Raw genomic sequence first — 13,476 nt, 5'->3', positions numbered from 1 at the left:
TCAGAGAGAGAAAAATTAATGGAAATAGCTGAAAAGGAATTGGAGATTGTAAACCATAGAAGTTCTTCTCCAGAAAATGAAATGCTTACTATTAAAAAAAGCTCCGGAAATCATCCGGAGCTATATCTTTTTAGTCAACCTTATCTAAGGTCATCTCAAAAAACTGAAACCAGCGATCGCCCATATTGTATTCACCGATTTCGAACCATTGCCCTTTTTCGTTGAGAGTAATGATGTATCGGACTTGCTCATTTGGATACCAATAAAACTTCCCCTCTTTCATTTCGGCTTTGAAATTTCCTTTTTGCCCGCTTTGCAAATAGGAGGAAAATTCAAATTGGCTTTCATCCTTGGTGGGACTGATCATTGCTATGGCATGATGAACGACCTCCCCATCCGAAATCCCCATACCTTCTATTTGAAGATGTGTTCCACTAAGCTGGAAAGAAACATCTTCGGTTTGATTAAAGGTATATTTCTTCTGGTCCTGAGCTAGACGCCAGCCCGAACCTTTCCATTTTCCTTCCAAAAAGGAAAGCTGCTTCATTCTTTCCTGTATTTCAGGATTTAATTCATATTGCTGCCCAGTTGCATAAGTTGAGATGCCTAGACAAATTAAAATCAAGCTGAGAATATGAGTTAGATTTTTCATTTGTAAATTGGTTTATATTATAAACTGAATAAAGAAATTTTTTTAACTGATATAATTTTTAAGATTTTCCACATAGGCCTCAAAGGCTTTCACACCTTTCTGAGTAATCTTGCAGGTAGTCAAAGGTCTTTTGCCACGAAATGATTTTTCGATCGCCAGATAGCCTGCCTTTTCCAACTTATCCAACTGTACAGAAAGATTTCCCGCAGTGGATTCTGTCTTTTCTTTGATAAAGGTAAATTCCGCCTCTTCCACACTTAATAGAAGGGACATGACTGCTAGCCGCAGCTGTGAATGTAAAAGAGGATCTAATGGCTTAAACTCGCTCACGATACTGTTTTTTGAGGTAATATCCGGGTGCAAGATAACCCAAAAGGATTGCAAAACCGGACAGTAAATACTGTTCTGAAACCGGCAACATAAAACTGATTACTGCCGCTACTAGAAGTAATAATCCACCGCCTTTGACGACTTTAGCTTTAATTAAAGCTCCAGTCACAAACATTCCAATCCCTGCCAAAATCAAAATGATAGGGTTTTGATTGAAGGAAATAATAGGCATAAAAGCCAAGATGATGATAATCCCCACGAATACCGTAATCCAAAGCTGGTTGATCACATCAGAAATATGAGATTTAACCCTAGCTTTTCTGGATAGTTGCATACCCTTCCAGAAACTGATAAAGGCAGCAGGCACCACTAACAACCATACGATGTAAGGATATTCATAGCCAAGATTAAATAATATATAGTGGCCAAAATTACACAAGGCTATCACCCAGCCCCATAAGAGCATTTGAAACCCACCGTCCCCGGCCGTTTCTCTTTTTGCATTTGAAATCATCTCCGTAATAATGCGAAGTGATTCAGAACCTGAAAGTTGTTTTTCCATAGTGTCAGATAATTGATCTTCGAGACAAATATAAATAGGTTTATTTTATAAACCAATCTATAATTATTTTTTTAGAGAGAAAATAATTGATTTACTTGCTTAAAATTCAGACCCTAACAGCACTTGAAATCGAGCATGTCGGAATCGACAGACACAGGAATGTTTCTATTTTGCGAGATTCCATGTGACAATTCAAAAGCAAATTGTAAACACATGAAAAACATTTTCAAAGCGGAAGTTACCGAAGAGCTAATCGACCGAATCAACCGATTAAATCCCGATACGCAACCAAATTGGGGTAAAATGAAAGTGGATCAAATGCTGGCACATTGTGCAGTAGCATATGAAATGGCCTTCACAGATAAGCATCCGAAACCCAATGCTTTGATGCGTTTTTTGCTCAAAACTTTTGTAAAAAAAGGAGTGGTCAATGAAAAACCATATCCTAAAAATGCCCGAACAGCACCTGTTTTCATTATTTCAGATAGGAGAGATTTTGAAAGAGAAAAGAATCAATTGATTACTTATTTACGGAAAACTCAAAAATTCGGCGAAGATCATTTTGAAGGAAAAGAATCACCTTCTTTCGGGCCCATGACCGCTCAGGAATGGAATAATTTGTTTTACAAACATTTGGATCATCACCTTACACAGTTTGGTGTTTAGCTAACCATAAAAGTATAAAATGATCATCATGGCCCCCATTGTCTCCTGAGATCATTTGACCCTAATGAATTAATAGTTTTACACATTATTTATTTTTAGTTGAACTTCTTATTATCGCGAATCAGTAAAATCTCTCGAAATGAAACAACTTTTAGGAATTCTTCTTTTTTTCTCTTTGACCTCGGCATTTGGACAGGATAACGCTCTTCTAAAATTGGAAGCCAAAAGAGCTTGGGAGAAAGGCTTCTATCAATCAATGCGATTCCCAAGGGAAGCATTAAGAAGTAAAACCGGGGGTTATGTGAGTTTGGCCTTGAAATTTGATTCTACAGGTGCAATCGATAGTTACCGCCTTGATCAGGAAGACAAAGCTTTTTTCAATAAGGAAGTTCTGAAAGGATTTGAGGCAGCTCAAAAAAATTGGAATCCGATCATTGTAGACGACAAGGATCTGAATCAGGAATATCTCCTAGTTTTTAGTTTTGAAATGTTGAGCGAGGAAAAGGAATCAAATAAAAATCGTGCAATCCGCTACGTGCAAAAAAATAAACCTGAGAAGGCATTTAAAATTGTCAATAGATTGGTTCAGGACTATCCATTCGACCAGGAATTTTTAAGGTTTCGCTCCCAAATACACCGGCAACTGGGACAAGAACAAGAGGCAACGGCAGATCTTTTAAAAGCTCAAAATCTGGAAAGCAGTATTATTTCTTCCCTGTCTTTTAAGGTTTTTGGAGTTACGAGCACGCGACAGATTTCTGGAAAGACTTTTTAAAAGTTCAGTTTTTTTCAAGACACTAATAATCAAGGAGTGATGAAAATAATCAAAATAATATTTGGCAAAAAGCTAAAAACCTTAATTTCCTAATTATTATTTATGGATATCCGCCTTCTTACCAGTATTGATAAAAATACGGCCTATTGTCTGCTAAAAGGATCAGAATCCGGAAGCTTCGGTCTTCGGTCATCGGTCTTCCAACCAGTCAAGCAAAGAAAATAAGGCAACTGGCATGATTGCGGATAATCAGATTATTTTTAACACAGATACTAACTTAATAGGTTTTGCTGCGTTAGATTATTAAATTCATACGCAACCAAATTCAATTAACATGAAAAAGCTACTTATTTTATCCATTTTTCTCTTGAATTTTTCATTAGGGAGCATGGCACAAAATTCAGAAGGAACCCATGAGTTTAATAAATTCATGTCCAAAAATCTCCAATATGGTAGTGAACTGAGGTCGGAGCGCATTGAGGGGCCAGTAACATTTGTTATTCAATTTGATGAAAGTGGAAAATTGAAACAAAGCCCAATGCTAGTAGCAGGAAACAAAATGCTTGAAGAGGAGGTAACAAGAACCTTTGACAAATTAATTGCTCAAGGTGGCCCTGCTTTGGTAGGTCCTGAATACTTTGGGCAGGAATATTTACTGACGGTTCAATTTAAATTAGCGGGAACGGAAAAAACCGGCTTTTATATCCCAGAAAGATCAGAGTCTGCAGCCCGTGTTCTTGAAAGGCTGAACAGAAAAATTGCCGAAAACCCTTATTTCGTAAATTATTATAAAGAAAGAGCAGCATTCTATGAAAATATGGGTAACTCTATTCTTGCTGACTTGGACAAAAAACAAGCTGAGCTACTTGAAAGCAAGCAATTGACAACTATACTGGTTGTTGGGTATGGAAGCAGGAGCAAATCCCTCTCAGCGGAATAAATTTTAGCAATTAAAAAGCCATTCAAGGGAATAGCATCGGGTGCTTATATAGAAAATTTGTAGAAATTTTCATATTACCCAATCACTTTCAACGATGAAACTATGTATAAAAAACTAGTCCTACCACTCATTTTTTTGAGTCTAATTTCCTGTGGAAAACAAGAAAAAAAGGAGTTCTCTGATTCTGAATCAGAAGATGAAACGGGGCAAGTAGCTATGGGAGATTTTCCAGATGCAATAGAAATACCTATTGAATCAGGAGATAACTCTCAAAACTCTTTAGATTGGGAAGGAACCTACAGGGGTATTTTACCCTGTGCAGACTGCGAAGGAATAGAAACCAAAATCACACTTTCTGCCAATGGGACTTATGAATACAAAGCGTCCTATTTGGGGAAAAATGATGCATTGGAAGAGTCTTACACAGGCCCATTTGTTTGGGATGAAAAAGGAAGCGAAATCACACTTGCAGGATTAGGGGAAGCTTCAAGAAGATACAAGGTAGGAGAAGGCAAAATTTGGCATTTGGACAATGAGGGAAATGTCATCAAGGGCGATCTTGCTCAAAGGTATATTCTGAAGAAAGAATAATTACTTAAAACGGACGATCTTGCCATGGGCCTTTGAGGTCATCTCTTGTGGAATGGCCTCTGTTATTTCATTGTACAGCAGTTCCACCAGTTTTTGTTTCAAAAAACTTCTATTTAGAATAATACTCACTTCCCTAGTCGGCGGGAGTCCCTCAAATGGTCTTAATCTTGACTTTTCCTCATCAGATAATTCAAACGTAGCCAACTCCGGAAGCAGAGTCATTCCCTGATAGCGATTGACCATATTTTTTAAGCCTTCCAAGGATCCACTCTCATAATGGAAATTTTGATGCCCGCTAGTGCTCTGATCACAAAAATTAATCACCTGATCCCTGAAACAATGCCCCTGCTGCATAATCCAGAGCTCCTCTGATTTAATTTGGTTGGCCTTTATTTCTTTTTGTGCTAATAGAGGGTGATTTTTGGATAGGTAAGCATAGAACTTTTCATAAAACATGGGTTTTTCCACAATCCCGGACTCCCCGAGTGGTGTCACAATAATACCCATGTCCAGTTCATGGTTTTTCAGTCTTTTAACCACCTCTTCGGTAACCATTTCCTGAACATCCAACTTGACATTGGGATACTTCTCCAGAAAACTCCTCACAAATCGGTACAAAAGATAAGGTGCTAGGGTTGGAATAATTCCCAATTTGATAGTACCAGAAATATCACCCTTCAGCTGAGCCACCAACTCCAAAACGCCTCTACTTTCAGATACCACCTTTTTCGCCTGAGCGATAATCTGCACTCCAATCTCAGTAGGAATAACAGGCATTTTACTTCTATCAAAAAGTATAACTCCAAGCTCGTTTTCCAATTTGGAAAGTTGAGCACTCAAAGTTGGCTGCGTTACAAAACAAGACTCAGCTGCCTGGCCAAAATGCCTGTGTTTATCCACAGCTATTAGGTATTCGAGTTGTTGAATGGTCATAGTCAAAAATACTTTCTTTACTAATATAGAAAAAGGCTCAAGAGTTCAGCCAACTCAAAAAATCATCTATCACTTATTTTTCATCTGTTTATATTTTGATTTTTAGAGGTCAGATGGAATGCCCTACCCCGATTTATCGGGGCATCCCCTTGTGTGAGATTTTTCCTCATGGGCATTTCATGTGTCTATAATTGATTTTCAAAGGTCACATAGCTTGACCCGAACTTGATTCGGGAGAATCTCGCGTTTTTGATAGTCATCTCTGTGCGTAACGGCTACTTCATGCTCGATTTCATCAATTCATCCCTACAATAGCATTCCTATCAAACAGTGTTTCGCTTTCCTCAGGAATTACAGTATTTTAATATATGGATATCCGCTTTCTTACCAGTAACAACAAAATACGGCTTATTGTCTGATAAAAGGATCAGAATCACGGAACCTTCGCCTGCCTGCCGTGGCTGGGTCTTCGGTCATCGGTCTTCCAATCGGTCAAGCAAATAAAATAAGGCAACAGGCATGATTGCGGCTAATCAGATTTTAATAAACAATAATGCATTCAAACCCAATAACCTATCATCATGTCAAAACAATCTTTTTCCAGAAGAAAATTTCTCGGTACCAGTCTACTTACCGGAGCAGGACTCAGCCTTGCTCCTCAATTCGGATTTGCTCAAACTATTAAGCCAAACCCACAAACCATTCGATTGGGTTTTATTGGTGTAGGACGACAGGCCATGGGCTTGCTCAATAGAATGATGAGCATTGAAGGAGTTGATGTCTTAGCAGCTGCAGATGTTTACGAGATCAAAAGAAGGAGATTTGAACAGCGCGTTCAAAAAGTATATGCTGATCAAAAAAGGACTGCTCTACCCTTCAATTTATACGAGGACTACCAGGAACTCTTAGCCAATCCGAATATTGATGCAGTAGTCATTGCCACCCCAGATCATTGGCATGCAAAAATTGCAATAGATGCATGCAAAGCGAAGAAAGATATCTACCTCGAAAAGCCTTTAACATTTACCGTATTTGAAGGTCAGGAATTGGTCAAAGCAGTAAGGGAAAATGCAATCGTTTTGGCAGTTGGAAGTATGCAGCGCTCTGCAGTGAACTTTCAAACCGCAGCTCATCATGTGCAAAAGGGAAGATTGGGAAAAATTAAACAAGTCCTAGTCCATGTAGGAGATAATCCTCATCCCAAGCCTTTTGATTTAACTCCTGAAGCGATTCCAAGCGGATTAAATTGGGAAAAATGGCTGGGCCCGATTCCAGAAATACCGTATCATCCGAATTTAAATCCACCCATTTCCTTAAATCCGGAGGAGAATGAAAAACTCTGGGCAGCATGGAGATGGTTTGAAGAAACCGGCGGTGGACTGATGACTGATTGGGGAGCGCATATGATTGATGTAGCTCAATGGGGATTAGGAATGGACAGAAACGGACCTGTGAAAGTTATCCCGGCTACTGAAGGGAAGCCTCTCACCTATCAATATGCAGACGGAATAGAAATGTTGATAACTCCATTTGATGAGGGAAGACAGGGAGTGAAGTTTATGGGAGAAAAAGGCTGGATTAAGGTCTCAAGAGGAAATTATGATACTTCAATCCCTGAATTAGGCTTGGATAAGAGTTCAGATAATTTTTCATTCAACCAACATCATGTGGATTTTATTGAATCCATCAGAAGGAGAAAAGACCCTATTGTTCCGGTAGAAATCGGTCATAGCACTTGTACGGTGTGCACTATTGGAAATATCGCTAAGAAGTTGGGAAGACCTCTGGATTGGGATCCAATCAATCAAAATTTTGGGAAGGATTATGAAGCCAATACCCATTTGCACTATACCTATCAAAATAATATCACCTTAACCTAAGCAAGTATTTACTATGAAGATAAATCAGACATTTCTTGTGTGGATAACTCTCGTTGGAATCAGTTTTTCCTGCTCTCAAAAGAAAGAATCAGTATTGATTCAAGATGAGTTAAAAGAAGACTTATCCACATTTGTTGCTAACCCCCAATTGGTGGAAGAGCAGCCCATCAATCAATTACAAATAGGCGACTCAGCTCCTCCATTTACTCTTCCTGCTGTAGATGGAAAATACTATAGTCTGGAGGATTTTGGGGATTCTGATGTTTTGGTGGTCAATTTCACCTGTAATCACTGCCCGACAGCGCAGGCCTACGAAGACAGGTTTATTCAAACTGTGGATAAATACAAAAATGAGTCTGTAGCTTTTGTAGCAATATCCTCCAATAGCCCCATTGCCATTCTTCCTGAAGAATTGGGTTACACAGATTTGAGTGATTCATTTGAAGAAATGGGCATCCGTGCTGAAATGAAAAATTTCAATTTCCCTTACCTCTATGATGGGGATACGCATGAGTTTTCCACAGCCTATGGCCCAACTGCAACCCCACATGTTTTTGTTTTCGACAAAAACAGGAAGTTGACTTATTCCGGAAGGATCGATCGTTCTGAAAAGCCCGGAACTGCCAATGCAGAGGATCTACCTCAGGCAATAGACTTTACTTTGAAAGGCGAGGCATTACCAACGGATCAGGCTCAAACCCCGGCATTCGGTTGCTCCATGAAATGGGCATGGAAAAATGAATACACTATCAAAATGAACAAGGAATGGGAAGAAAAACCTGTGACGTTGGAAAAGTTATCCACATCGGGATTGGCGGATTTACTTCAAAATAAAACGGATGAACTGATGCTGGTAAATTTCTGGGCCACCTGGTGCGGGCCTTGTATCATGGAGTATCCTGAATTCATCACCATGCAAAGAATGTATGGGGAGCGAGATTTCCAGTTTGTCTCCATCTCCATGGATAGTCCGGATCAAGAAGCCAAAGCTTTGAAATTCCTCAAAGGAAAAGCCTCTGCTTTGCCTAATTATATCATGGATACAAAGGATAAATATGAGGTGATCGATATAGTCGGAAAAGAATGGGATGGGAGTTTACCCGTCACATTATTGATAGAACCAAGAGGAAATATTTATTACAAAAAACATGGCCCTATTAATGACTTACTCTTGAAACAAAAAATAGTGGATCATCCGATGATAGGACGGTATTATTAGACTAGAAAATTGAAAACCATCCAGTTAGGATGGTTTTTTTATGATTAGACTTTATTTAAAGCATTTTTCCAATTAAATTGAGTCAAATACAAAATTAGCTATGTCAGATCTTAAAGACCTTTCCCTCCTGCTTTATACGAACTCCAGACTTTTAATTCAGGCTTTCCAATTGAGGCTTAAAGAACTGGAATTGACTTATCCACAATATTTAACTCTTTCTGTGCTTTGGGAAGAAGATGGTCAGTATGTCAATCAAATAGGTGAAAAATTGGAATTGGACTCCGGGACTTTAACTCCCTTGATCAAAAAACTGGAATCTCAGAATTATGTCAAGAGAATTCGAAGCGAAGCCGATGAAAGAAAGGTTAAAGTAGAATTGACCTATCCAGGGAAAAGTCTTCAAAGCAAGGTGGAAACCATTATTCAAAATTTAGAAGCTGAATTCGAGCAAATTGACAGTTTGGATATCTCAAAATTGAACAAGCAGCTACAAGACTTGTTTAGTGAGTTAAAAACAGCCAAAAAATAATATGGAAAAACTGAATATCGATTACACTGCAGTAGCAATCAACACAGGAGGAAGAAAAGGACATGTTCGAACCGAGGATGGCAAAATAGACCTAGATGTATCCATGCCCAAGGAAATTGGTGGAGATGGAGAGAAAACCAATCCTGAGCAATTATTCGCTGCTGCTTATGCATCTTGCTTCGGTGGTGCCTTGGGTGCAGTTGCCGGGAAAACAAGTTTAAGAGATTCAGAAATCAAGGCCAAAGTACATTTAGGGAATTATGGGCCAAATAGCTTTGGTTTGGCAGTAGATATTGAGGTGAAAATCCCTCATGCAGAATCCTTGGAGCATGCACAAAAATTGGTTGAAGCAGCGCATGAAGGTTGCCCTTATTCCAAAGCCACTCGCGGGAATATTGAGGTCAATGTGAAGGCGGTTTAAGTGTAAGAATTAGGCTATAAAACAAGGTTCTTGTTTTTAATTGGGGGTGTCGAAACCTAGTGCTGATGAAATTTGGCAAAAAGGCATCGACTCCCTGCCTCTCGTCAGGCAGGCGCCCAGCCTGACATTCGACTCCCGGCTTAAGGAAGGCAGGAGCTCAACCTAACATCTCGTATCTAACTTCTCGCCTCTCGACTCTAATTTCTGATAACAACCACTCCTTTCCCGAGCATTTTTCTATCTAATATAGCCTGCAAGGCTTCTGGTGCTTCTTCCAATGAATATTTCCGGCCGATATGCTGTTGAATTTTTCCTTCTTGAATCCACTGCATTAACTGTCCGATATTCTGAAAACTTTTTTCAGATTCCAGTTTGGAGAACTGCCCCCAAAACACTCCCATGATAGAGCATCCTTTCAATAGGGGTAGATTCATTGGGATTTGAGGAATTTCTCCGTTTGCGAAACCCACGATCAAATACCTTCCTTTCCAGGCCATACCCCGTAAAGCTGCTTCGGTAAAATTTCCTCCAACAGGGTCATACACTACGTCAACGCCTTTTCCACCGGTCAACTCTTTGATTCTATTCTTAAGCTCCTCCTTTTCATAATTGATCGTTTCCGAAGCACCTTTCTTTTTGCATAAATCCAACTTTTCTTGGGAAGATGCTGCCGCAATGACATTGGCTCCGAGTAACTTCCCTAATTCAACCGCTGCAAGCCCTACTCCACCTGCCGCTCCTAGCACCAATAAGGTTTCTCCTTCCTTGAGTTGTGCCCGATCTTTTAAGGCATGAAATGAGGTGCCATAGGTATATAAGGTTGTGGCAGCAATTTCGGAAGGTAAACCAAGAGGTAGAGGAAAAACACGGTCAATATCCACTGCAACCTTTTCAGCAAAACCTCCCCATCCACATAATGCTAAAACAGAATCCCCAAGCTTAAATTGCTTAACTCCCTCTCCAACCTCAATAACTTTTCCTGCCACTTCTCCTCCTGGAGAGAAAGGTAATTCTGGTTTGAATTGATATTTATTTTGAATGATCAGTACATCAGGAAAATTTACCCCACATGCCTCCACCTGAATTACTATTTGCTTGGCAGCTGCTTTGGGATCTGGCAAATCCCCAAAGATCAGGGATTCCGGCATTCCGTGTTCTTGACAAATAATCGCTTTCATAAGATCTCTTGCTTTCTACTAAGTAATCAATTTTGAAGCTCTTTACCATGGAGAGGGCCGGTTTTTGTTAATTTCTAACTAGTGAAATTTATTTGAGAGGTTATTGAATTTCACCGCAAAGGCGCTAAGGCCGCAAAGAAGACCGCATGGTTTATGTCTTTTAGTTTAGAAAAATATCTTCTGTTTGGAATAGGGGCAAAATCTTAGTAACTAATAACTCAGTAACACATAACTCTTCCCTTGGGCCGCTGCAAGCTATTTTTTAAAACCACATAGGCACAGTAGCCCACATAGCATTGGACAAAATTGAGCTTTTCCCTAAACGAGAACTCAATAACTATTAACAATTAACTATTTGAATCCTGTTGTATTTTTCCACAAAATAAAATCGATAGTAAACATAGCTTCCTATATCCTTGGCTTCTTCCATCCTTTGCGGGAGATAAAACTTTGCGTCGCTGCGGCTCCGCGAGAATCTTATTTACCGCAGAGACGCGGAGGCCGCAAAGAAGATCGCAAGGTTTATGTCTTTTAGTTTGGAAAAATATCCTCTGTTTGGACTAGGAACAAAATCTTAGTTACTAATAACTCAATAACCCATAACTCTCACCCTGGGCCGCTGCAAGCTATTTTTTAAAACCACAGAGAAATGATAGAAAGCATCTCTTAATAGATTCTTCGCCTCTTGTATCCTTTGCGGGAGATAAAAATTTCCGCCACTGCGCCGCTGCGAGCATTTTTTTAAACCGCATAGGGAATATAGAAAACATAGTTCAAAAAACTTTTTGCTATTGATCATACTTGGCGAAAGAATTTGAGACTGCCACGCTCTGCTCGCAGTGACGCATTAATCTTTGCTTCTTCTATTCTTCGCGGCATACTAAAAAGCAATTCGTTTGATGCATTTTTTAAACCACATAGGCACAGTAGCCCACATAGCATTGGACAAAATTGAGCTTTTCCCTAAACGAGAACTCAATAACTATTAACAATTAACTACTTGAATCCTGTTGTATTTTTCCACAAAATAAAATCGATAGTAAACATAGCTTCTTATATCCTTGGCCTCTTGTATCCTTTGCGGGAAATAAATCTTTGCGCCACTGCACCGCAGCGAGCATTTTTTTAAACCGCATAGGGAACATAGAAAACATAGCTTCCTGCGTACTTTGCCTCTTTCATCCTTTGCGGGAGAATATACCTTTGCGCCGCTGCGAGAAATTTTGAGACTGCCACGCTCCGCAAGCTCCGCTCGCAGTGACGACTCCATTTTTTCCCCAACAAAACCGCAAACTTAATAGGCATTTCCTCCTGAAAGCGATAATTTTAAGCCTTTAACAAAAAACAGAATCAAAACCCATGGCAGTAAACGATTTTATCCAAGCAAACAAAGAGCGATTTCTCAATGAATTGATTGACTTATTGAAGATTCCTTCTGTCAGTGCTGATCCAAAATTCAAAGACGAAGTATTTCGCGCAGCGGAATTTGTGAAAGAAAGTCTGGAAAAGGCAGGAGCTGATATGGCTGAAATTTGCCCAACGCCTGGATACCCTATCGTTTACGGTGAAAAAATCATAGATCCATCCCTTCCAACTGTTTTGGTTTATGGCCATTACGATGTGCAGCCGGCCGATCCTTATGAATTATGGGATTCTCCTCCTTTCGATCCTGTCATCAAGAAAACTAAAAATCACCCGGAGGGAGCCATTTTTGCCAGAGGTTCTGCCGATGACAAAGGGCAATTTTACATGCATGTAAAGGCTTTCGAAGCCATGATGGCAGCAGGAGATTTACCCTGCAATGTCAAATTTATGATAGAAGGGGAAGAAGAGGTAGGCTCTGACAACTTAGATGCTTTTGTCATAGAAAATAAAGAGAAATTGAAATCCGATGTGATTTTGATTTCTGATACCCATATGATCAGCATGCAAGATCCATCGATTACTGTGGGCTTGAGAGGATTAGCCTACATGGAGGTTGAGGTGACGGGGCCTAATCGTGATCTTCACTCCGGAACTTATGGTGGAGCTGTGGCTAACCCAATCAATGTACTGTGTAAAATGATTGCCTCTCTCAAAGATGAAAATGAGCACATCACTATTCCTGGATTTTATGACAAAGTGCAGGAACTGACCGCGGAGCAAAGAGGAAGATTAAATGAAGCTCCTTTTGACTTGAAAGAGTATGAGGAGAAACTGGACGTAGCCACTGTTTTTGGAGAAAAAGGATATACCACCATCGAGCGGGTAGGCATCAGACCTACTTTGGATGTGAACGGAATTTGGGGCGGATACACCGGTGAAGGAGCTAAAACAGTGCTTCCTTCAAAGGCTTATGCAAAAATTTCCATGCGTTTGGTTCCTGATCAAAACTGGCAGGAAATCGCACAGCTTTTTGAAAAACATTTCAAATCCATCGCTCCGACTGGTGTGAAAGTTAAAGTGAAAAGCCATCATGGAGGCTCTCCGGCTGTTGTATCAGATTCTTCTGTGGGTTATAAAGCCGCGGAGGCAGCTATGGAGGAAACCTTCGGCAAACGCCCAATTCCAACCCGTGAAGGAGGATCCATTCCAATTGTTGCGCTTTTCCAAAAGGAATTAGGTTCGGATCCAATTTTATTTGGTTTTGGCTTGGATACAGATGCTCTTCATTCTCCAAATGAACATTATGGGGTTCAGAATTACTTCATAGGAATAAAAACTATCGCCGCTTTCTTCAGGCATTTTAAGAAATTGAGTGAATAGGTTTTACTCAAATTTGAAAATTAGCCAATCCCCCTTTTCAAGGGGCTAGGGGGAT

The 13,476-nt window shown here is 39.8% G+C and carries 14 protein-coding genes; 9 read left to right on the top strand and 5 right to left on the bottom strand.

Going from position 1 to position 13,476, the window contains the following annotated elements:
• Positions 1-130 precede the first annotated feature (130 nt).
• From GYM62_RS18590 to GYM62_RS18580, 3 genes are read right to left on the bottom strand one after another with little or no spacing between them, the layout of a single operon-like run.
• Entirely contained in the window at positions 131-652 is a 522-nt protein-coding gene (locus GYM62_RS18590; protein WP_219957497.1) for a hypothetical protein, read from the bottom strand.
• A 42-nt stretch (positions 653-694) separates the two neighbouring features.
• Complete coding sequence (locus GYM62_RS18585; RefSeq protein ID WP_219957496.1) at positions 695-982, bottom strand: transcriptional regulator; 288 nt, start codon at positions 980-982, stop codon at positions 695-697.
• Positions 969-1,544, bottom strand: coding sequence for a hypothetical protein (locus GYM62_RS18580; protein WP_091651941.1), 576 nt, complete (start codon positions 1,542-1,544; stop codon positions 969-971). The genes GYM62_RS18585 and GYM62_RS18580 overlap by 14 nt, the downstream gene beginning before the upstream one ends.
• Positions 1,545-1,757: 213 nt before the next feature.
• Here GYM62_RS18580 and GYM62_RS18575 point away from each other — a divergent pair, with 213 nt between their 5' ends.
• The 4 genes from GYM62_RS18575 to GYM62_RS18560 all read left to right on the top strand — a co-directional run bounded on the left by GYM62_RS18575 (position 1,758) and on the right by GYM62_RS18560 (position 4,516).
• Entirely contained in the window at positions 1,758-2,210 is a 453-nt protein-coding gene (locus GYM62_RS18575) for a DUF1569 domain-containing protein (protein WP_219957495.1), read from the top strand.
• A gap of 139 nt (positions 2,211-2,349) precedes the next feature.
• A complete protein-coding gene (locus GYM62_RS18570) occupies positions 2,350-2,985 on the top strand; it encodes an energy transducer TonB (protein ID WP_219957494.1) in 636 nt (211 codons plus the stop codon).
• Between the two features lie 334 nt (positions 2,986-3,319).
• Complete coding sequence (locus tag GYM62_RS18565; RefSeq protein WP_219957493.1) at positions 3,320-3,925, top strand: hypothetical protein; 606 nt, start codon at positions 3,320-3,322, stop codon at positions 3,923-3,925.
• A gap of 102 nt (positions 3,926-4,027) precedes the next feature.
• Positions 4,028-4,516 (top strand): copper resistance protein NlpE, encoded by a 489-nt coding sequence (locus GYM62_RS18560; RefSeq protein WP_219957492.1) that lies wholly within the window; start codon positions 4,028-4,030, stop codon positions 4,514-4,516.
• Here GYM62_RS18560 and GYM62_RS18555 read toward each other — a convergent pair whose 3' ends face one another.
• Positions 4,517-5,449, bottom strand: coding sequence for a hydrogen peroxide-inducible genes activator (locus GYM62_RS18555; RefSeq protein ID WP_219957491.1), 933 nt, complete (start codon positions 5,447-5,449; stop codon positions 4,517-4,519). It abuts the gene before it with no gap.
• A gap of 581 nt (positions 5,450-6,030) precedes the next feature.
• Here GYM62_RS18555 and GYM62_RS18550 point away from each other — a divergent pair.
• The 4 genes from GYM62_RS18550 to GYM62_RS18535 all read left to right on the top strand — a co-directional run bounded on the left by GYM62_RS18550 (position 6,031) and on the right by GYM62_RS18535 (position 9,498).
• Complete coding sequence (locus GYM62_RS18550) at positions 6,031-7,329, top strand: Gfo/Idh/MocA family protein (protein WP_219957490.1); 1,299 nt, start codon at positions 6,031-6,033, stop codon at positions 7,327-7,329.
• A gap of 37 nt (positions 7,330-7,366) precedes the next feature.
• Complete coding sequence (locus GYM62_RS18545) at positions 7,367-8,548, top strand: redoxin domain-containing protein (protein WP_255590430.1); 1,182 nt, start codon at positions 7,367-7,369, stop codon at positions 8,546-8,548.
• 100 nt (positions 8,549-8,648) lie between these two features.
• Positions 8,649-9,077, top strand: a complete 429-nt coding sequence (locus GYM62_RS18540) for a MarR family winged helix-turn-helix transcriptional regulator (protein ID WP_144603599.1) — start codon at positions 8,649-8,651, stop codon at positions 9,075-9,077.
• A 1-nt stretch (position 9,078) separates the two neighbouring features.
• Positions 9,079-9,498 (top strand): organic hydroperoxide resistance protein, encoded by a 420-nt coding sequence (locus GYM62_RS18535; protein ID WP_144603596.1) that lies wholly within the window; start codon positions 9,079-9,081, stop codon positions 9,496-9,498.
• A 197-nt stretch (positions 9,499-9,695) separates the two neighbouring features.
• On the opposite strand, the gene GYM62_RS18530 is transcribed toward GYM62_RS18535, so the two are convergent.
• Positions 9,696-10,676, bottom strand: coding sequence for an NADPH:quinone oxidoreductase family protein (locus GYM62_RS18530; protein WP_219957488.1), 981 nt, complete (start codon positions 10,674-10,676; stop codon positions 9,696-9,698).
• A 1,359-nt stretch (positions 10,677-12,035) separates the two neighbouring features.
• Between GYM62_RS18530 and GYM62_RS18525 the strand changes: the two genes are divergently transcribed.
• A complete protein-coding gene (locus GYM62_RS18525; protein ID WP_219957487.1) occupies positions 12,036-13,421 on the top strand; it encodes a dipeptidase in 1,386 nt (461 codons plus the stop codon).
• Positions 13,422-13,476: the final 55 nt, after the last annotated feature.

The organism is Algoriphagus sp. NBT04N3 (assembly GCF_019443765.1).
Taxonomy (GTDB): domain Bacteria; phylum Bacteroidota; class Bacteroidia; order Cytophagales; family Cyclobacteriaceae; genus Algoriphagus; species Algoriphagus ornithinivorans.
The sequence above is the reverse complement of the archived record's forward strand: the minus strand, read 5'-3'. Positions and strand labels throughout refer to the sequence as shown.

Coding starts and splice junctions, on each gene's coding strand:
- GYM62_RS18590 (WP_219957497.1), bottom strand. CDS start 652: ATGAAAAATCTAACTCATATTCTCAGCTTGATTTTAATTTGTCTAGGC.
- GYM62_RS18580 (WP_091651941.1), bottom strand. CDS start 1,544: ATGGAAAAACAACTTTCAGGTTCTGAATCACTTCGCATTATTACGGAG.
- GYM62_RS18575 (WP_219957495.1), top strand. CDS start 1,758: ATGAAAAACATTTTCAAAGCGGAAGTTACCGAAGAGCTAATCGACCGA.
- GYM62_RS18570 (WP_219957494.1), top strand. CDS start 2,350: ATGAAACAACTTTTAGGAATTCTTCTTTTTTTCTCTTTGACCTCGGCA.
- GYM62_RS18565 (WP_219957493.1), top strand. CDS start 3,320: ATGAAAAAGCTACTTATTTTATCCATTTTTCTCTTGAATTTTTCATTA.
- GYM62_RS18560 (WP_219957492.1), top strand. CDS start 4,028: ATGTATAAAAAACTAGTCCTACCACTCATTTTTTTGAGTCTAATTTCC.
- GYM62_RS18555 (WP_219957491.1), bottom strand. CDS start 5,449: ATGACCATTCAACAACTCGAATACCTAATAGCTGTGGATAAACACAGG.
- GYM62_RS18550 (WP_219957490.1), top strand. CDS start 6,031: ATGTCAAAACAATCTTTTTCCAGAAGAAAATTTCTCGGTACCAGTCTA.
- GYM62_RS18540 (WP_144603599.1), top strand. CDS start 8,649: ATGTCAGATCTTAAAGACCTTTCCCTCCTGCTTTATACGAACTCCAGA.
- GYM62_RS18535 (WP_144603596.1), top strand. CDS start 9,079: ATGGAAAAACTGAATATCGATTACACTGCAGTAGCAATCAACACAGGA.
- GYM62_RS18530 (WP_219957488.1), bottom strand. CDS start 10,676: ATGAAAGCGATTATTTGTCAAGAACACGGAATGCCGGAATCCCTGATC.
- GYM62_RS18525 (WP_219957487.1), top strand. CDS start 12,036: ATGGCAGTAAACGATTTTATCCAAGCAAACAAAGAGCGATTTCTCAAT.